This is a genomic window from Streptomyces sp. NEAU-sy36 (assembly GCF_013423905.1).
Lineage (GTDB): Bacteria > Actinomycetota > Actinomycetes > Streptomycetales > Streptomycetaceae > Streptomyces > Streptomyces misionensis.
The window spans coordinates 2,973,529-2,993,612 of sequence record NZ_CP058977.1; the positions used below are offsets into that span (position 1 = coordinate 2,973,529).

Sequence of the window (20,084 nt, forward strand, 5' to 3'; positions counted from 1 at the left end):
GCATCGGCGCCGGATGGTGGGGGGTCACCCGCCGCCGCCGGGGCACGGAAGGCCGTGCCCCGGCGGGGCGGACGTCTGTTAGGTCTGCACCAGCGGCCTCGGCTGCTGCGGAGGTTCCGCCGGGCCCGGACGGCCCTCGGCCGGTGCCGTGCCGTTCGCCGCTGGCGGGGGCGGGGGCGGGGCGGGTACGGCGTTCGCGGCCGTATCCGGAGTCCGTGGTGCGGACGCGGTCGCCGCAGGAGCGGCGGGGGCCTGTGGCCGGGGGAGGTCGGAGGCGGCGACGGTGCGGGTGCGCGCGCTCGCGGCGAGCCGTTCCGCCAGCCGGTGCGCCTCCCAGGCACCCCCGCGCGGCGGCGCGGCCTCGAAGGCGGCGGCCAGCATCCGCACCGCGTCGTCGGCCAGTTGGAAGCCGAACGCCCACAACCGGCGGCGCACCAGCTCGATGGCCTGCTCCACGGTGTACGGGTCGAGCCGCAGGTACTCGGCGAACTCACCCGCGACATCCGCCCGTTCACCGACCAGCGCACGCAGCTCGGCGGGCGAGCCGCACAGCGCCAGCACCGAGTCGCACGGCGTGGCGGCCAGCCGGGCCAGCCCGTCGAGCACCGCCGCGCGCTCGGTGGGCGGACGCCGGCCGAGGGCGTCGTCGAGGTGCAGCACGAGGAGACCGCCCTCGGCCTCCTCCAGCGCGGCCGCCAGCCGGTGGGCGGGCTGCTGCGGGAAACGCGCCGGGAGCGCGGACAGCCGTACCTCGTGCACGGTGCCCGAGGTCAGCAGCCCCGCCTCGGTCAGACATCGCCCGTACGCCCGGGCCAGCGCCCGCCGGCCGCTGCCCAGCGGTCCCTCCAGCACGATGTTGGCCTGCGCCGACACCGGCGCCCCGGGCTGTCGCCCGGCGCCGGCCAGCGCCTCCACCCGGGTGCGCAGCGCGGTGCGGGCCGCGTCGAGCCCGGTCATCGCCGCGAGCCTGCGCAGCCCGGCGGAGGAGGCCGCCGTGCCGGACGGCGTCGTCGCCGCGGGTGCCGTGCCGGTGGGTGCCGTACGGGCGGGCGCCGCGGGCGGCTCGGGTGCGGTGCCCGCGGTGCTGCGCGCCGCGGCCGCGGTGTCGGCCGTGCCACCCGGCACCGTGATGACGTCCGCGCTGGTGAGGCGGGACAACTCGGCGTCATCGCCCGGCGGTTCGGCGGCCAGCCGGGAGGCCTGCCTGCTGATCATCTCCTCGAACACCTGGCGGGCGACACGGCCGTTGCCGAAGGTGGCGCCCTTGGGCACGTCCTGGAAGTACCGGTCCAGCGCCTCCAGCGCGGAGTCCGACAGCTCGTAGTAGTGCTTGCCGCACAGGCCCCGCACGATGGTGACCAGTTCCTCGGCGCTGTAGTTGGGGAACTCCACCGTACGGGCGAACCGGGAGGCCATGCCGGGGTTGGAGGCGAGGAACTGCTCCATCTGCGCGGAGTAGCCGGCCACGATCACCACGACCTCGTCGCGGTGGTCCTCCATCAGCTTCATCAGCGTGTCGACGGCCTCCTGCCCGAAGTCGGGACCGGTGCCGCGCGACTGGGCGGTGAGCGTGTACGCCTCGTCGATGAACAGGACGCCGCCCAGCGCCTTGTTGAAGACCTCCGTGGTCTTGATGGCCGTACCGCCGATGATCTGCGCGACCAGGTCGGCGCGGGCCACCTCCACGATGTGGCCCTGGCTGAGGATGCCCAGCTCCGCGAGGACCGCGCCGTACAGCCGGGCCACCGTCGTCTTGCCGGTGCCGGGCGGCCCCGCGAAGACCAGGTGCCGGCTCATGGGCGGCATCGGCAGGCCCATCTCCTGGCGGCGCTGCGCCATCTTGTTCAGGTTGATCAGCCCGGTGACCTCGCGCTTCACGCTCTCCAGACCGACCAGCGCCTCCAGCTCCGCGAGCGGGCCGGTGCCGGTGTGCGCGGCCTGCGGTGTCCCCGGGCCGCCGTCCGCCGGAGCGGCCCCGTCGCCGCCGCCCGCGCTGTCCGGCGTGCGGCCGGACGGGTCGGTGCCGGTGTCGACGCGCTCCACCGACACCTGTCCCGACTTCAGCTGGCGGACCGGCACGCCGCCGTTGTCACGGACCTCGCAGTCGTGCACCCGCACCGGCTCCTCGGTATTGCAGCGCACGCCGTCGCCGCCGTTGTCGAAGACCGTGCAGTTGGTCAACTCGGCCCGGGACGACGCCTGGACGTTCACGCCGTGGCCGCGCGCGCCGTTGACCCGGCAGCCGACGGCGATGACCGCGCCGCCCGCGCTGACCCGGATGCCGTCGCCATCCGCGCCCGTGAACTCGCTGTCCCGGGCGGTCAGTTCGGCATCGGCCCCGACGACCGTTGAGCAGCCGGAGAACGCCGAGCCGGTCACCTCGGCGCGGGCGCCCGAGGCGAGCGCGAGGCCCGTGCCACCGCCCGAGCGCAGCCGCAGCGCCGACAGCGTCGCCAAGGCGCCGTCCGACAACTCCACGCCGGACGCCCCGCCGACGGTCAACTCGGCTTCACGAACGGTCAGTCGCGCCTTTGCGCCGGTGGCTCGCAGCGCGGTGCCGCCACCGCCCTCGGTCGTCAGCCGCTCCAGCACCACCTCGCCGTCGGCCGCGTGGACGGCCGTGGTCGTGGCGCCCTCGACGGTCAGCCCGGCGCACTCGGCCCGCCCGCCCGCCTCCACCAGCAGACCGGTCGGGGTGCCGGTGATCCGGCAGTCCTCCAGCCGGGGCCGCCCGCCCGGCGCGACATGGACACCCTCGCGCTGCGCGCCGGAGACCACACAGGAGCGCAGCACCGGAGCACTGCCCTCGCCGACCCGCACCGCCTGGCCGCCGGAACCGGTGAACGAGCAACCGGTGAGGACGACTTCGGCGCCACTGGTCAGATACGCGTCCAGCGCCGCGCTGCCGCTCACCTCCACGCCGGTCAGCGTGGCCCGCGCGTGCTGTTCCACGGCGAGCGCGGGCTTGCCGCTGCCGCTGATCCGGGTGGCCTCCACCACCGCCGTCGCCTGGCCGTTGACGCAGACACCGTTGCCGCGGGCCCGGTCCAGACGGCAGTCGCGCAGCGTCAGCCGGCCGTGCTCGGCGACCACGACCGCCGACGAGCCGACCTCCTGGATGTGCGAGCGCTCCACCGCGTTGCCCCCGCCGGAGGTGACCACGATGCCGGCGCCCTGGGCGTTGGTGATCCGGCAGTCGCGCAGCGCGACCACGCCGTCCTGCCAGGCCAGCACGGCCGCCCAGGCCTCGCCGGAGATCCGGCAGCCGTCCAGCGCGGCCTGTCCCCGCCGCACGTCCAGCACCGGGGCCTCGCGGTCGGTGCCGGTCAGCTGGAGGCCGGTGAGCTGCACGGCCTCCGCGTCCAGTACCACGGTGCTGCCCGAGGCCGACGCGATCTCCACGGTGCCGCCCGCGCCTTCGGCGGCCAGGGTCAGCGGACGGTTCAGGTACAGCGTCTCGTCGTAACGGCCGGGGGCGACGGTGATGAGCGCGCCGTCGGTGGCGTCCGCCAGGGCGTCCGCGATGGTCCGGTAGGCCCCGGGGCGGTCCGGGGACACCAGTAGCACGGGCCGGGTCACAGTTTCGCTCCCTCGTCAGGCGCACTCGGGGCGCCGCCGTTGCCGCGGGGGCGCTGCCGCGGCGTTCCACCGATGAGGCCCGGAGGCGTCCCGAAGCGTTCCTTCGCCCGGGCGCCGCCCCGCTGGTCCCGCTCCGCCGCGTCATCGGCACGCAGCGCGCTCGCCGCCCGGTCCAGTCCGTCCAGGGCGATCTCGTCCAACGGCACCCGCTGGACGTCGACCTTGCCGTCGGAGGCGATCTCCGAGGGCGACAACTCCCGCAGCAGCACCGGGCCTTCGCCGTCCGAGGGGCGCAGCACCTTGAAGGTGGTGCCGGGCAGGAACACCACCCGGTCCGGTTCGGCGGGGTCGATCAGATTGGTGCGGCGGGCGGTGATCGACCAGATGAGGAAGTCGGTGCCGCCCGGCGGGCCAGGGTGCGGGGCGCTGTACGCCGTGCAGAACGACCACTCGGACACCAGCCGGCCCTCGCGGAACCACGCGCGCTCGGCCGCCGTGGCGCGGGCCCGCAGCAGGGCCGCGCCCCGGTAGGAGGGCAGCCTGCGCAGCCCGGAGGCCACACAGCGGGCCAACGGTACGTGCGGGCCCACCGCGGCCGTCCGTACGGCCTCGTTGACCTGCGCGTGGTCGCCGGACAGGAAGAGCCGCACGGCCACCAGGTCGGTGAGCGCGTCCCCCTCCCCGCGTGCGCCACCGCGCAGCCCCGGCGACTCCGACATCACCCGCGAGACGGTGCCCGCGACGGCGTTGTACTGCGTGCTCAACGTCCGCCGCACCCAGTCCCGTTCCTTCGCGATGCCCCGCTCCGGTGGCACGGCGCAGGCGGACGCCTTGGGCACGGGCTGAACCCGGACACCGGGTGCCGCGGCCGCGGGGGCGCCGGCTTTCGTCGCGCGGCCCCCGGGAACGGCGGACGGCACCGGCCCCTCGGCCCGGCCCCCGTCGGCGGGCCCCGCGGGCTCGGCGGGAGCGGCGGCCGGTGAGTCGGACTCCAGCCGGATCATCCGCGCGGGCGCCGGTGCGGGACGTACGGCGGGGGCCGGCTCCGGGGACTGGACGCGCGGCGCCCCGGCGTCCGGCGCACCCGGGGCGGACGGCGCCTGAAGGGGACCCTGCGGCCCGGAGCCGGTCGTCGTCGGCGACTGGGGGTGCGGGACGCGGGCGGCGGGCGGGGCGGGTATGCGGGGTGCCGGGGCGCCGGGTGCCGGGCTGGGTGTTCCGGTGCCGGGTCCCTCGGGCGCCCCGGCGGGTGTGCCGGCCGGGGCGGGCCGCGGCCCGGGGCCGGGGGGAGCCGGCGGTGGTGCCTGCGGTCCGTCGGCACCGGGAGCGGGCGGCGCCGGTGGTGCGGGTACGTGGGCTGCCGGGGCGCCGGGAACCGGCGTGGGTGCCCCGGTGGGCACGCCTGCCGGGCCGCGCCCCGTTTCCGGCGCTGCGGGTGCCGGCGGGGCGTCGGCCCGCACCGGTTCGGGGGCGGGCGGCTGCGGCGGCGCGTCGGTTCGCCGTGTGGCCGGAGTGGACGGGTGTGCGGGGGTGTCGGCGTGCCGCGGGGTGTCTCCTTGTGGCATCGGGCCGTCCGGTGCTGCCGTACCCCCCGGCTCCGACACGGCCGGCAGGTTCGGCAGGGGGACCCGCGCGGGCGCGGCGGGACGGGTCGCCTGCGAGCCTGCCGGAGCCGGAGCCGGAGCCGGCGGGACCGGTCCCGGCGGTACGGCACCGGCGGGCCCCTGAGCGGTGGATGCGGGTGCCGGGCCGCCACCCGGTGACGGCGCGGGCGCGGCGACCGGCGCGTCCGGCAGCCGCTGTGGCGCCACGCTCCCGGCCGCCGCCGAGGCGACCGTCCCGGCGTCCCCGGTCGCGGGCTCGCCGTCCGTCTCGACCCTCGGCAACTGCGCCGACGGCACCTCGGACTCGGTCCTGGCCGCGGGCGGCGCCACCACGGGAGGCACCACCGCGGCGGCATCGCCCCGGCCCGCGGCCGCGGCCGGCGGCGCGTCGACGTCCAGGTGTGCCAGGGCGGACGACGAACCCGCCCCCGTCTCCCGTGTCTCCGCCCTGGGCGGCTGCGCCGGGGTCCACGGCGCGGCCCCCGCCGGGCGGACCGGGCCACGCGGTGCGACCGCGGCCGCCGCCTGCGGTCCGGTCGCGGCGGGCGCCTGAGCCGACCACAGATGGACGTCGTCCGTCGTGACGGCCACCTGGCCCGGCTCGTCGGCGGGGGCGACGGTGAAGCCCTCACGGCGCTCCGGGTCGAGCCGCCACAGCATGTCCTCGGCGAGGGAACGCATGCGCTCCTCCGCGCCGGGCGTGCTGCGGTCGTAGAGGATGGCGGCGTACCCGGGCGCCGCCGGTATCCGGCGTACCGCGTCACCGCCCGCGGGCTCGGCCAGCGGCCGCATCCACAGCCCGCTCTGCACGACCTCCAGCACCGCGTCCGCGGCGTACTCGTACACCCCCGTGGTGATCTCCGGCACCCCGAACAGGGGTCCGCGCAGCCCGAAGAGCGCGGGCGGCGCCGGGACCTCCCCGGTGCGCGGGAAGTACATCAGCTCGCTGACGAACGGGCGGTGGCCCAGCGTGCCGTCCGGCCGCACCGCCGCCACCTCGGGGGAGTCCAGACCGACGCGCGCCTCGACGGGCACGCCCGCGTACAACACCACCTGCTGGCCGAGCGCGTCGGCGAGTTCCTGCCCCAGCGCCTGCGCGCCCTCGGGCAGCGCGACCGGGCCGAGGTGCAGGAACCGCACCCAGGATCGCGCGGAGGGCAGCACCGTCTCCCACAGCCGGGTCACATCGGCCAGGGTCACCGGCGGCCCGCCCGGACTGCCGAGCACCACGGTGAGGATGTCCGGGTGGCTCGGCAGCCGGTCCACCAGCCGCCGGCCGCTCTCGGCGGCGGCGTGGTCGTGCGGGCTGCGCACCCACACCCCGCTGGGCACCGGCTCGGCGACCCCGTGTCCGCTGGTCGGCCAGGGGCGGTCGAAGGTGGAGAACTCCCAGCGCGGCTTGGGGAAGCGCCGCGAGTCCCGTTCCGCCGCCCGGCCCGGCCGGAACCGCAGCCAGCCCGCGCCGTGGTCGCTCGGGATGAACAGGCCGCCGCCGGAGGTCGGCAGCAGCTCGCCGTCCGGCGCGAGCACCAGCCGGTCCAGCCGGTCGGCGATGCGCTGGGCGACGGCCCGCGCCTCCTGGGGTGTACTGCGGCCGAAGACCAGGCGCAGGCTGTCGCCCCGGCCCGCCAGCAGGCGTGCCACCGCGTCCGCCGAGCCCTCCAGCGCACCGTGCGGGAGGTCCACCACGGCCAGGGTGTGCTGGGGATCCGGCGCGAGCCCCGCGGCGAACGCGGCGGCGTGCGGGTCGGGTTCGCCCTTGGGGTGCACGAGCAGTGCCCGGCCCTCGGCCCGGCACTGCAACGCGGTCCCGCCCAGCCGGGCGGCGCCCAGTCCTCTGCGCATCCGCTCACCCCACCCGGGCCGCGGAGCCGGTCGGGGACGGTTCGCCGGAGACCGAGGGGACGGGCGCGCGGCCCGAGGTGCGTCCGGCGGCCGGGGCACCGGAGCCGGATGAGGCGGCCGAAGTGCCGTCCCCCTGACCGGACTTCACGGTCAGCGCCGCCACCGTACGGTCCAGCGTCGGGCCGTGCGGCAGCGCCGCCAGCAGGCTCCCCGGCAGCGCGGTCGGGGTGCCGCCGATGCCGAGGGACGGCGCGGCGGAGCTGCCCAGCGGGTAGAGGATGCCCTGGTCGGTGACGAGGTACGTGCGCGGGTTCGGCGTCCGGACCGCCAGCTCGGCCTGGTCCACGGCGTACACGCCGTGCGACGGCGGCACCAGCACCTGCTGCTTCCCGGTCGCCGCCGGGCCGCCCTCCATGACCACGCTCACGCTCAGCCGGGCGCCCCGGGAGGCCTCGCGCAGGCACACCGCCTGCCGGGAGGTGTCGGCGGCCGGGGCGCCGAGAAGGTCCGGCACCCCGCTGTCCAGGGAGTGACCGGCGGCGACGCGGGCGGAGGCGATGTCGGTCACCGACACCCGGCGCGGCGCCGGGGCGCCCGGCTCGGCCGCGAGCAACGCCGCCTCGCTGGCGCTGACCTGGGCGATCCCGTCGGTGGTCATCACATAGCTGTGCTTGGCGCCCGCCGCGGCGGTGGTGAACAACTGGCCCACGGTCACCGGCCGTCCGGCGATCTCCCCGGCCGCGCCGCCCCTCCCGTGGAGCTTCGCCGGGGCGAGCGCCGCCCCGGTCGGCACGGCGGCCAGCCAGGCGGCGGACGCGGCCACGGGCCGGTCGCCGTCGAGCCCCAGCGCGATCAGCGCGGATTGCGCGGGGACCGGGTACTTGACGCCCCCGAACAGCACGAACCGCTTGCCGTTCGCGGCCTTCAGCAGCAGTTGCCGGCCGGCCGGGAACGCGGCGGTCCTGCCGCCCGGTGCGAAGTCGATCACATGGCCGGACGGCAGGTCCGGGCGCAGGCAGTCGGTCCAGGGCTGCGCCAGCAGCGTGGCCGGGGTGGGCAGCGAGTCGGGCGCGCCGTCGATACCGACCGGCGCGCCGTGCGGTACGCCGCTGAGCGCCTTCGCCGCGACGGTGCGCACGGCACCGCCCTTGCCGGTCAGCAGCAGCGCGGAGGCGTAGTTGCGCACCGGCCGCAGCCGGCCGTCGAGGAAGAGGTAGCGGGTGCCGGTCTCCTTCTCCACGATGATCGAGCCGGGCTCCCGCCAGGCCGCCGTGGTCACCGGCGACAGCTTCCCGTAGACCAGGAACCCCAGGCACAGCAGGACGACGAGTCCCGCGCCGAAGAAGCTGCCCAGCGCGGCCCGTCTGGTCGGGCTGTCGCCCCGGCCGGGGTCTCCGGTGACCAGCGCGGTCGCCAGCCGGCCCATGGCGAACTGGTACGCCTGCATGTGGTCGCGTCGGGTCTGCATGCTCCGGCCCCTCTCAGCTCGTCAGGGAGCGGAAGTAGGCGTACGCGTGCAGGACCTGGAGCAGCAGGGGCAGCAGCGCGATCGCGGTGACGGTCTCCAGCAGGTCGCCGCTGTGTCCCCACACCGGCAGCAGCCGCCCGCCGGGCAGCCGCCACGCCGCCACCAGCAGCCCCACGACCGCGGCGAGCAGGACGGCGACGACGATCACCCGGGCGCCACCACCCGCCGGGGCGAACCGCGTGAGCGCCACCGTGACCAGCCCGGCGGCCCCGGCGAGCACGGTGGGCACGCGCTGCGCCGCGCGGTTCAGACCGCGAGCCCGCAGCAGTACCGCGCCCGCGAACACCAGGGGCAGCACCCAGCCGATCCAGCCGGCCACGCGCGTCATGTACCAGAAGCCGGCCGCGTACACGAGGGCGGAGGAGACGCTGAGCGTGTCCAGGTAGGCGCTGGCCGCCTTGACCCTGCGCTCCACCCGCTCCTGCGGCTCGGGCTCGATGTCCTCCTGGAGCTCGGCCGCGTTGTGCGGCAGCCGGGGCACCCGCAGCCGGGCCATGCGCAGGGTGAGCCGGGGCCCGAAGTGGCCGAGGACGAACATCGCGACCGCGACGACGGCGACCGCCTGGCCGCCGTGCCAGTGCGCGGCCCGCATCAGACCGGTGCCCACGGCGGCCGCGAGCGCGGTCACCAGCAGGGTGCCGGGGACCACCAGCGGCAGCGGGCGCAGCGCCAGCAGGGCGATGGCCACCACCGCGACACAGCCCGCCGCGGCCAGGACCCCGGGCAGCCCCGGCGCGTAACCGCCGTGCGGCCCCTGGCGGAACGTCAGCCCGGCCAGCCCGCCGAACGCGAGCGCGCCCAGCCCGGCCACCAGCACACTGCCCTCGTCGGCGCCCAGTCGCGCGGCGGCCACACACCCGGCGGCCAGCAGTACGGCGATCACCCCGGCGCCGGCCGAGGTCGCGAGGCCCGGCCCGAAGCCCAGCAGCGCGTACCCCAGGGCGGGCAGCGTCAGCACCGCCATGACCAGCGCGAGTGTCCGGGTCAGCTTGGGGTGCCAGCCTCCTGGCAACGCTGTCACGACGTGCGCGACACCGTCGGAGACGTCGTCGAAGTGCAGGGCGGGCAGCGGATCGTCGGCGGGCCGCAGATGCAGCTCCTCGCCGTGGCGCAGGCCGGCGGTGGCCGGGGTGGCGTCCGCGTCGAACGGGTCCTCGCCGAGCCGTTGCAGCACCCAGGGCCTGCCCCGGTCGGCCGCGTCCGTCGTCACATGGCGGACCAGGACGGGCAGCAGCGCGGAGACCGGGGTGGTGAGCGGGATCGCGAGATCGGCGCGGCCGGTGGGGCCGACCACCGTGACCCGGCAGACCTCCGAGGCGGGTGCGGTGACCGCGGGCGCGGTGGTCATCGGACTGCTCCTGGAACGGGGACGTGGGGGAGGGGGACGGGCCGGCCGGGCGAGCGGCGGCCTGGGGGCGCGGCGCGGCTCACGGGGTCACCAGTCCGGTCTGTACGAGCCTGACCGAGCGGCGGGTGACGAGCTGGGCGCGGCCCGCGGGGAGGGTGCGCGGCTTGGCCTCGCCGAGGAACTTGCCCTCCTCCTTGGGGTAGGAGAAGAGCAGTCCGGGGTTGCCCAGTTCCCACAGGCGGCGCAGCACCGGGTCCATCATGGCGCGCACCGAGCCGGAGGTGCTGCGGGCGATGACCACGTGCATGCCGATGTGCAGACCCTGGGCGAGCAGCGGGACCAGCGGCGCCATCGGCGGCGGGGTGCCGGGGGTGCCGGAGAACAGGTCGTAGTCGTCGATCAGGACGAACAGCCGCGGCCCCTCCCACCAGTCGCGGCGGGCCAGCTGCTCCGGGCTGATGTCCGGGCCCGGCACCCGCTTGCCCACCGACACGGAGGCGCTGTTGGCGAGCTGGGTGAGGGCGTCGCTGTCCACGACGTACCCGACCCGGTACTCCTCGGGCACCGCGTTGAGCAGTCCGCGGCCCGGGTCGGCGACCATGATGCGGGCCTCGTCCGGGGTGTAGCGGGAGGTGATGGCGCGGACCATCAGGCGCAGCGCGTTGGTCTTGCCGGTCTCCCCGTCGCCGAACACCATCAGGTGCGGGTTGGCGGTGAAGTCGTGCCAGACGGGTTCCAGGCGCTGTTCGTCCCAGCCGAGGCAGACCCGCAGGTCGCCCTCGGCGTCCGGGAGCTGGGTGACCGGCAGCCGGGTCGGCAGCAGCCGGACGCCCGGCGCCGGGCGGCCCGTCCAGAAGGTGTCGATCTCCGCGACGGCCGACTTGGTGGCGGTGGTCAGGTCGCCGGTCTCGCCGGAGCCGTCCAGCCGGGGCAGCGCGGACAGGAAGTGGTGGCCGCCCGCCGTCAGACCGCGGCCGGGCTGGTGCGGCACCGCCGCGGCGGTCCGGGAGCCGACCTCGGACTCCATCGAATCACCCAGCCGCAGCTCGAACTTGGTGCCCAGCAGGTCGCGCAGCCGGGGCCGGAACTCCGACCAGCGCACGGCGGAACCGATCACATGCAGACCGAACGACAGCCCGCGCGCCGCCATCTCGATGACCCGGGGCTCCAGCTCCTCGTAGTCCTGGCGCAGCGTGCCCCAGCCGTCGACCACCAGGAACACATCGCCGTACGGGTCGTCGATCTCGCCCGCGGCCTTCAGCCCGCGGTACGCCGCCATCGACTCCAGGCCGCGCGAGGTGAACTCCTCCTCGCGCTTCTCCAGGAGCTGGGTCAGCTCGGCCACGGTGCGCAGGACGCGGTCGCGCTCCAGACGGGTGGCGACCGAGCCGACGTGCGGCAGACCGGCGGTGGAGACCAGACCGCCACCGCCGAAGTCCAGGCAGTAGAACTGGACTTCCTCCGGCGTGTGGGTCAGCGCCAGGGACAGCATCAGGGTGCGCAGCAGGGTCGACTTGCCGGTCTGCGGGGCACCCGCCACGCCGATGTGCCCGTCGGCGCCGGACAGGTCGGCGACCAGCAGTTCGCGCAGCTGCTCGAAGGGCCGGTCGACGATGCCCAGCGGCACCCGCAGCGAACCCGGCGAGGGGTGCTCCGCCGCGGTCATGCCGCGCACCGGGTCCGGGACGATGCCCGGCAGCAGCTGGTCCAGGCTCGGGGACTCGGTCAGCGGGGGCAGCCACACCTGCCGGGCCGGCGGCCCGCTCTCCTCCAGGCGCCCGATCAGCACCTCCAGCAGGCTCTCCTCGTTCTGCTCGTCGCCCGACGACCCGGCGGCCGCCCGGCGCTCGGCGGCGGCGGACGCCTGGAGCGCGGCCGCCTCCGCCTCCAGCTCGGCGGCGCGCTCGGAGCGCAGCGTGCCCTGCTGTTCCAGGCCGAACACGGTGATCTCCTGGGCGGCGGCCAGCCGGGCGCTGTGCTCCGCCTCGCTCACCGGCTCCGGCGCGGGACCGGAGACGTAGGCCGCCTTGAACCGGACAAGGTTGGTGGTGTCCACCTTCAGGTAGCCGTTGCCCGGTGCCGAGGGCAGTTCATAGGCGTGCGAGACACCGATGACGCTGCGCGACTCCATCGCGGAGAACGTGCGCAGGGCGATCCGGTACGACAGATGGCCCTCGACCTTGTGGATGCGGCTCTCGTCCAGCCGCTGGGAGGCCAGCAGCAGGTGTACGCCGAGGCTGCGGCCCAGTCGGCCGATGGAGACGAAAAGGTCCACGAACTCCGGTTTGCTGGCCAGCAGTTCGGAGAACTCGTCCACGATGATCAGCAGCGAGGGCAGCGGTGTCAGGTTCGCCCCGGCGCCCCGCGCCTTCTCGTAGTCGAACAGCGAGGAGTACCCGGACTCGCGCAGCAGCTCCTGACGGCGGATCATCTCGCCGTTGATGGAGTCCCGCATGCGGTCCACGAGATGGATCTCGTCGGCCAGGTTGGTGATGACCGCCGACGTGTGCGGCAGCCGGTCCATGCCGAGGAAGGTCGCGCCGCCCTTGAAGTCGACCAGCACCAGGTTGAGGATCTCGGAGGAGTGCGTGGCGACCAGGCCCATCACCAGGGTGCGCAGCAGCTCGCTCTTGCCGGAACCGGTGGCGCCGATGAGCAGTCCGTGCGGGCCCATGCCGCCCTGCGCCGACTCCTTGATGTCCAGTTCGACGACCTCGCCCTCCTCGGTGACGCCGAGCGGCACCAGCAGACGGGCGGACTGGGTCGCCCGGGGGCGCCACTTGGCGGTCACGTCGAAGGTGCGCGGGTCGCGGATGCCGAGCAGCGCGGTGAGGTCGAAGTCCGACTCCAGCGGCCGGTCCACCAGGTCGACGCTGCCGCTGGTGCGCATCGGCGCGAGCAGCCGGGCGAGCGTGTCGGCCTGCGTCCGGCTCACCGCGTCGGCCTCGGCGGTCACCGTGTCGTCACCGGCCGGGAAGGCGACACCGGTGCCGCGCGTGGTCAGCCGCAGCACCTTCGGACCGCCGGTCATCGCGCCGGTCGCGTCCAGCAGGACGACGTTGCGCAGCCCGCCGTTGAGCAGCCGCGAACTCTCGGGCAGCCGTACGCCCTGCGCCAGGACCACCACGAACGGCTCGGCCACGCTGGGGGAGGCGTCCGGGTCGTGGTCGGGACGGTCGCGCACCTCGGTGCCGAGCAGGTCCATCAGCGCGTCGTGGTCCTCGGCGGCGAGCCGGACCTGGCCCGCGTCGTCCTCCTCGTGCGGATGCGCGTTGTGCGGCAGCCACTTGAGCCAGTCCCACTCCTCGCGCGCCGACTCCCCGCCCAGCAGGGCGATCCGCAGCTCGTCGGGGGAGTGGAACACGGCGAGCTGCGCCACCATCGCGCGCAGCAGCGCGAGCGCGGGCTCCGGCTCGCCGGCCAGTTCGACGCTGGTGAAGCGGCGCAGCGCGACCGGGATCGGCAGCCGGGGCACGGTCTGGTGCGCCTTGGTGAAGCGGCGCAGCGAGATGGCGGTCAGCGGCTCCAGGTCCTCCACCGGCTTGGTCTGCGGCGGCAGGAACTCCAGCGCCGCGCGCCGGATGCCCTGCCCGATGCGGACCCGGCCGAAGTCCTCGTGCGCCGGGCGGCGTTCCCACAGCCGGGGGCCCATCGCCAGCGCCCACAGCTGACCGGGATCGGGGTTGTCCCACAGCAGGGCGGCCCGCTGCTGTTCGGCGGCCTGCCGGGCCTGCCTGCGCTTCTGCGCGAGGTAGCGCAGGTAGTCACGCCGCTCGGCCCGCATCCGGCGCCGGCGCTCGGCGCCGGCCCGGCCGATCTGGGTCAGCGTCATGCTGACCATGGCGACGCCCATCATCCCGGACATCATGTACGTCGCCGGCCCGGCGCTGCGCATGGAGAACATCAGCACCATGGCGCCGGTGCCCAGTGCCATGGGCAGGTACATCAGCGCCGATCCGAAATCGGCGCTGGCCGGCTCCCCCAGAACCGGTGGCTCCGCCAGCTCTACCTGTCCCTCGGGGAGCTGCGGGCCCTCGGCGCGCGGTGATCGCTTGGCCACCACGGTGCTCAATGGCGCGGACCTTTCTGAGGCGCTCAAGTGGATGTGACTGGTCAACCACTGCTGGCGTGACGCGCGTTGTGCGCCGACTTGCGGAGGGCAGTGATCCACTAGTGGCCTGATGATAAGCATGGGAAGTCTGTGGTGGGTGAACGCATCTCAAGCCGCGAGGCGCCAACGGCCAAATTTTGCTTGTCTTTTGACCGATCGGGATGGTCATCGTTGACTGATCTGCCGTCAATTGGGTTCAAGATCGGACATGTTGACGGCCGCGGAGATGTCCTCCGTCCCGTGCGATGTGAAAATGAAGCTCTGGTAACCACTGCGTGAACGCGGAGCACGGATCGGCGGCGGTCACTGCGGGTGGCCGAATACTGACGTCCCGTGCCGCTTCGCTTCGGTCCGGCCGCCCCGGGGAACTCGGGGCCCGGAGATGGCCGAGCGCGGAGGAGGTGCCGTCGCCGTGGACGACTGGGAGATGTGGGACAGGCGCGAGGAGATACGGCTGTCGCCGCGCGAGCGGCTCGCGCTGCTGGAGATCGAGGCGCGCCTGCGCCGGGACCGGGGCTTCGCCCGCCGCATGGGCGAGGAGCCACGGCGACGCCGGGGCGGTGCCCGCCGGGGCCGGACGCACCGGCGGCTGTGGCTGCCGGTGGGAGTGCTGCTGCTGGGCGTGGCGTCGGTGTTCTCGGCGGTCATGGGCATCCGCACCGAGGACCCGGGACTGCTGTGGTGCTTCGCGGTCCTGTGGCCGCTCACCCTCTTCCAAGCCTTCCGCCTGCTGTGCCGGGCGGCCCGCCACCGGAGCAGGGGCGGGGTGAACTCCTGGCTCTGAGGAACGGCAATCCAGGGCGGTCCGTCCGGTGCCGCGCCGGGCTCGCCGGGCGCTGCTCCTGACGCGCCGCCGCCGCGTCCCGCGCGACGGCGTGTGCCGGGCTGTCCGCGCGGCTCCTCGCCGGGCCCCCGGGGGCCCAGGACCGGCCCCGCCGCCCGGAGCGTGACGACCGGCGCCCCGCCCGTACGCCGGCACCCCCTGACGCTGCCACGACGCCTTTCCGGCGCCGCCCCGGGCTCCGGACCGCTCTCCGACACTCCCGCAACCACGCCCGCTCGCCGCCCCCTCACCCCACCGCGAACCTCCCCGCCATCCCCCGCCCCCGCTCCGACAACGCCCACTCCCACCAGTGGTCCAGGGCTTCCGGGCCCAGGGTGCCGGGGTGGAGGAGGGCCGGCCAGGAGAGGGCGCGGGCCTGGGCGGTGAGTTTGGCGCCGCCCGCCACCGGGTCCACGGCGATCACCGGGGTGCCCGTGCGCAGGGACAGGACCAGGCCGTGCAGGCGGGTGGTGACGACCAGGTCGAGGCGGGAGACGAGGGACAGGAACTGCTCGCCCGTGGCGCACAGCCGCCAGTCGTCCGTGGCCAGGCGCGTGTCCACCGGCACCCGGGCGCAGTCCTTGCCGGCCAGCCAGTCGGTGATCCGGGCACTCACCTCCTCGTGCCGCCGGCGCCGCCCGTACTCGCCCTGGCCGTGGGTGAGGATCACCCCGGCCACGGGCGGCGGCGGTCCCGCCGGGGCCCCGGCCGCCAGGTCCGGGCGGGCGGGCGCGTCCGTGCCGTCACGGGGGACGATCTCGTGGAAACCGGTGGCCGCCGGATCGGCGGGGTCGACCACCGACACCCCGACCGCGAGTCGCCGACAACTCCCGAACCGTACATGGAGGTCCGCCACTTGGGGGCCGTGCACCGGCCCGCACACGAACAGGAGGGTGTCGTACTCCTCGGGCCGTACCGCGTCCAGGGACAGCGCCCCGGGGCGGAAACCGGGGCTCCACGCCGTGTCATGGCGGACGCCCGCCGCGGTGAGGGCCGCCGAGACCTGCCGCTCGGCGAGCACGTCCCCGGCCGTCGCCTCCCCGTGCCGCAGGCTGAACCAGCCGGCGACCAGCGTCCGCCGGGGCCGCCCCAGGGTGCGCAGCAGCGCTGCCACCAGCTCGTCCCGCATGGCTCCCACCTGCACTCTCGGTGACCTGAGTCGCGCGAGTACCCGGCCCACCGGACAATAAGAGTCCAACGTGTGAAACCAACTGGCAGGGGAACTCAGCTGCCAGTGCCGTCCAGACAGCGGCGGCCGAGCAGGGCGGTCCTCCGAACCGCGGGACCCGAGCCCTGTCCTCTCCCCGCACGACGGGCCGGTGCCACCGGTCCGCGGCCACGGCTCCCGCCGTGCGCCCACGCGGGAACGTCCCCGGTACGCACGCGACATCGACGTCGTCGAGGTACGTGGACGAAGGACGACGAAGGAATGCCCCATGACCGGTGACACACCTTTTCCCTGGCGGCGCGCCCTCGTGACCGGCGGCGCCGGCTTCCTCGGCTCGCACCTGTGCGAGCGGCTGCTGGATTCGGGGGTCGAAGTCGACTGCGCCGACAACCTGGCCTGCGGCCGCCGGGAGAACGTGGCCCACCTGGAGGACCGGCCCGGCTTCCGGTACGTGCACTGCGACGTCTCCGAGCCGGGCTGCGCCGAGCGGCTGCCGGGCCCGTACGACCTCGTACTGCACTTCGCCTGCCCGGCCTCGCCCGCCGACTACCTGCGCATGCCCCTGGAGACCCTGGACGTGGGCAGCCTCGGCACCCGCAACGTGCTCGGCATCGCCGAGCGCGACGGCGCCCGCCTGCTGCTGGCCTCCACCTCCGAGGTGTACGGCGACCCCCAGGTCCACCCCCAGCACGAGGGCTACTGGGGCAACGTCAACCCGGTCGGCCCGCGCAGCGTCTACGACGAGTCCAAACGGTTCGCCGAGGCCCTGGTCACCGCGCACGCCGGTACCCGGGGCACCAACGCCGGGATCGTCCGCCTGTTCAACACGTACGGGCCGCGGATGCGCGCCCACGACGGCCGCGCCGTGCCCACCTTCATCTGCCAGGCGCTGTCCGGGGAACCGGTCACCGTGACCGGCGACGGCAGCCAGACCCGCTCGCTGTGCTACGTGGACGACACCGTCGACGGCGTACTGCGGGTGGCCATGAGCAGGTCCGTGCGGCCGGTGAACATCGGCGGCAGCGACGAGATCACCGTCGCCGACCTGGCCCGCCGCGTGGTCGCGCTCACCGGCTCCCGCTCGCCCATCGCCTTCATCGACCGGCCCGTCGACGACCCCGGCAGGCGCCGGCCCGACACCACCCTCGCGCGCGAACTGCTCGGCTGGTCGCCGCAGATCCCCTGGGAGGAGGGCCTGAAGCAGACCATCGCCTACTTCGCGGCCCAGTCCCCGCAGCCGGCGGCGGACGCACCCCGGCCGGCCGCGCACCCGCAGACCTGAGCGTCCCCCCGCGGCCCTGGAGGCAGCGCATGCACGTCCTCGGAATCAACGCACTCTTCCACGACCCCGCGGCCGCCCTGCTCACCGACGGCAAGGTCGTGGCGGCCGCCGAGGAGGAACGGTTCTCCCGCCGCAAGCACGGCAAGCGGCCCGTCCCCTTCTCCGCCTGGGAACTGCCCGAGCAGTCGGCCCGCTGGTGCCTGGCCGAGGCCGGCCTCACCCCGTCCGACCTGGACGCGGTCGCCTACTCCTACGACCCCTCCCTGGCCCGCCCCGCCGACCGGATGGGCCTCGACGACCCCTGGGACCACCTGCGCCAGGAATACGCGCGCAGGGCACCGGAGTTCCTCGCCGAGGCCCTGCCCGGACTCGACCCGGCCAAGGTCAGGTTCGTCCCGCACCACATCGCGCACGCCGCCTCCGCCGGGCCCGTCTCGCCGTACCCGGACTGCGCGGTCCTCGTGCTGGACGGCCGCGGCGAGTGCGGCTCCCACCTCGCCGGCCGCTACATCAACCGCGAACTCACCGTCCTCGACACCCAGGAACTGCCCGACTCCCTCGGCCTGTTCTACGAGGACCTCACCCAGCACCTCGGATTCCTGCGCAGCAGCGACGAGTTCAAGGTGATGGCGCTCGCCTCCTACGGCACCCCCCGCTTCGCCGACCGCCTGCGCGAGTACGTCCACGCCGACGACCGGGGCGGCTTCCGGGCCCGGCCCGTGCCCTGGTCCGAGCTGGTTCCCCCGCGCCCGGCCGGCGGCGCCTGGAGCCAGGACCACGCCGACCTCGCCGCGAGCGCCCAACTCTGCCTGGAGGAGACCATGCTGGGCCTCGCCCGCCGGCTGCGGGAACGCACCGGCGAGGACGCGCTCACCATGGCCGGCGGCGTCGCCCTCAATTGCGTGGCCAACACCCGGCTGTGGCGCGAGAGCGGCTTCGCGCACGTGTGGGTGCAGCCCGCCGCCGGGGACGCCGGCACCGCGCTGGGCGCCGCCGCGCACGTCGCCGGCCAGAAGGACACCCTGGAGCCGATGTCCACCGCCGCCCTCGGCCGCGGCTGGAGCGACGCCGAGCTGCGCGGGTGGCTGGAGCGGGCGGCCGTACCGTACGAGGAGCCCGCCGACATCGCCGAGACGGCCGCCGAGGCGCTGGCCGCCGACGGGATCGTGGCCTGGTTCCAGGGCCGCGGCGAGTACGGGCCGCGCGCGCTCGGCCACCGCTCGCTGCTCGCCCACCCCGGCCGGGCGGAGAACCTGGAACGGCTCAACGCGGTCAAGGGCCGTGAGGAGTTCCGGCCGGTCGCCCCCATGGTGCTCGCCGAACGCGCCGCCGAGATCTTCGACGGGCCGCTGCCCAGTCCGCACATGCTGTTCGTGCACGACGTGGCCGCCGACTGGCGTGACCGCATCCCCGCCGTCGTCCACGTCGACGGCACCGCCCGCATCCAGACCGTCGACCGGGACCGTGAACCCCTGGTCGCACGGATGATCGACGGTTTCGAGCGGCGCACCGGACTGCCGGTCGTCGTCAACACCAGCCTGAACACCGCCGGCCGGCCCATGGTGGACGATCCCCGCGACGCCCTGGAGTGCTTCGGCTCCGCGCCCGTGGACCTGCTGGTGCTCGGCCCGTTCGCGATCCGCCGCAAGGGGGTCTTCGCATGAGCGCCCCCGCCTACACCGTCGTCGTGCCGACCGTCGGCCGCCCCTGCCTCGCCGAGTGCCTGCGCGCCCTCGCAAAGGCCGAGGGACACGTCCCGCACGAGGTGATCGTCGTGGACGACCGGCCCGAGACCGACGGCGAACTGCCGCTCACCGCCTCCGGGTTGCTGCTCGACCGGGTGCGCACGCTGCGCACCGGGGGCAAGGGTCCGGCCGCCGCCCGCAACGCCGGCTGGCGCACCGTCGAGACCCCCTGGACCGTCTTCCTCGACGACGACGTCCAGGTACTGCCGGACTGGTCCCGGCTGCTCGCCCAGGACCTGAGCGAGGCCGGCGAGGGCATCGGCGGCATCCAGGGACAACTGCGGGTACCGCTGCCCCCGGACCGCCGGCCCACCGACTGGGAACGCACCACCAAGGGCCTGGAGAACGCCGCCTGGGCGACCGCCGACATGGCCTACCGCACGGAGGCGCTCGACCGCGTCGGCGGCTTCGACGAACGCTTCCCGCGCGCCTTCCGCGAGGACGCCGACCTCGCCCTGCGGGTGCGACGGGCCGGCTGGGCGCTGGTGCGCGGCCGGCGTGTCACCCGGCACCCGGTCCGCCCGGCCCACTGGTGGGCCTCGCTGCCCGCGCAGCGCGGCAACGCCGACGACGCGCTGATGAACCGGCTGCACGGCCCCGACTGGTGGGCCCGCGCGCAGGCGCCCCGCGGCCGGCTGCGCCGCCACGCCCTGGTGACCGGCGCCGCGCTCGCCGGGGCCGGCTGCGCCCTGGCCGGCCGCCGACGCGCCGCCGCCGTCTGCGCGGCCCTGTGGACCCTCGGCACCGCCGAGTTCGCCCTCGCCCGCATCCTGCCCGGCCCCCGCACCGCCCGCGAGATCGCGGGCATGGTCGGCACCAGCGTCCTCATCCCCCCGCTCGCCGTCCGGCACTGGCTGCGCGGCACGGTCCGACACCGCCATGTCCAGCCCCTGGGAGGCACCGGATGACCACCGTCCTGCCCCGGAGCGGCGTACCCCGCGACGGCACTGCCGCGGGGGCCTCGACCACGGTCCTGCCCGTCCGCCGCGTGCCGTGCGGCGGCGGTCCCGCCGGGATCGTGCCGGCTCGCCGCGTGGCGTCGGCCGCGCGG

At 75.5% G+C, this 20,084-nt stretch carries 10 protein-coding genes; 4 read left to right on the top strand and 6 right to left on the bottom strand.

Translation table 11 applies throughout. The features are described from left to right. Window positions 1-78: 78 nt before the first annotated feature. From HZZ00_RS13645 to eccCa, 5 genes are all read right to left on the bottom strand, one after another. Window positions 79-3,579, bottom strand: coding sequence for a right-handed parallel beta-helix repeat-containing protein (locus HZZ00_RS13645; RefSeq protein ID WP_180332430.1), 3,501 nt, complete (start codon window positions 3,577-3,579; stop codon window positions 79-81). Further along, the gene (locus tag HZZ00_RS13650) at window positions 3,576-7,028 is read right to left on the bottom strand and encodes a hypothetical protein (protein WP_180332431.1); all 3,453 of its coding nucleotides are present in this window, start codon (window positions 7,026-7,028) and stop codon (window positions 3,576-3,578) included. The genes HZZ00_RS13645 and HZZ00_RS13650 overlap by 4 nt, the downstream gene beginning before the upstream one ends. A 4-nt stretch (window positions 7,029-7,032) precedes the next feature. Beyond that, complete coding sequence (gene eccB / locus HZZ00_RS13655) at window positions 7,033-8,496, bottom strand: type VII secretion protein EccB (RefSeq protein WP_180332432.1); 1,464 nt, start codon at window positions 8,494-8,496, stop codon at window positions 7,033-7,035. Between the two features lie 13 nt (window positions 8,497-8,509). Continuing rightward, window positions 8,510-9,904: a type VII secretion integral membrane protein EccD gene (gene eccD / locus HZZ00_RS13660; RefSeq protein ID WP_180332433.1), complete on the bottom strand. Its 1,395-nt coding sequence runs from the start codon at window positions 9,902-9,904 to the stop codon at window positions 8,510-8,512. Between the two features lie 79 nt (window positions 9,905-9,983). Next, window positions 9,984-13,976, bottom strand: coding sequence for a type VII secretion protein EccCa (gene eccCa / locus HZZ00_RS13665; RefSeq protein ID WP_219014006.1), 3,993 nt, complete (start codon window positions 13,974-13,976; stop codon window positions 9,984-9,986). Window positions 13,977-14,427: 451 nt separating this feature from the next. Between eccCa and HZZ00_RS13670 the strand changes: the two genes are divergently transcribed. Then, window positions 14,428-14,799, top strand: a complete 372-nt coding sequence (locus HZZ00_RS13670; protein WP_180333496.1) for a DUF3040 domain-containing protein — start codon at window positions 14,428-14,430, stop codon at window positions 14,797-14,799. Window positions 14,800-15,085: 286 nt separating this feature from the next. Here the strand turns inward: HZZ00_RS13670 and HZZ00_RS39040 are convergent, their stop codons facing one another. Then, window positions 15,086-15,967 carry a polysaccharide pyruvyl transferase family protein gene (locus HZZ00_RS39040; RefSeq protein ID WP_180332435.1) on the bottom strand — a complete coding sequence of 294 codons (882 nt, stop codon included), beginning with the start codon at window positions 15,965-15,967 and terminating at the stop codon, window positions 15,086-15,088. A 307-nt stretch (window positions 15,968-16,274) separates the two neighbouring features. Between HZZ00_RS39040 and HZZ00_RS13680 the strand changes: the two genes are divergently transcribed. The 3 genes from HZZ00_RS13680 to HZZ00_RS13690 are packed head-to-tail and all read left to right on the top strand — an operon-like array spanning window position 16,275 to window position 19,941. Further along, window positions 16,275-17,288, top strand: a complete 1,014-nt coding sequence (locus tag HZZ00_RS13680) for an NAD-dependent epimerase/dehydratase family protein (protein ID WP_180332436.1) — start codon at window positions 16,275-16,277, stop codon at window positions 17,286-17,288. Window positions 17,289-17,317: 29 nt separating this feature from the next. Further along, window positions 17,318-18,952, top strand: coding sequence for a carbamoyltransferase C-terminal domain-containing protein (locus HZZ00_RS13685; protein WP_180332437.1), 1,635 nt, complete (start codon window positions 17,318-17,320; stop codon window positions 18,950-18,952). Further along, window positions 18,949-19,941 (top strand): glycosyltransferase family 2 protein, encoded by a 993-nt coding sequence (locus tag HZZ00_RS13690; RefSeq protein WP_180332438.1) that lies wholly within the window; start codon window positions 18,949-18,951, stop codon window positions 19,939-19,941. Before HZZ00_RS13685 ends, HZZ00_RS13690 begins: the two co-directional genes overlap by 4 nt. Window positions 19,942-20,084: the final 143 nt, after the last annotated feature.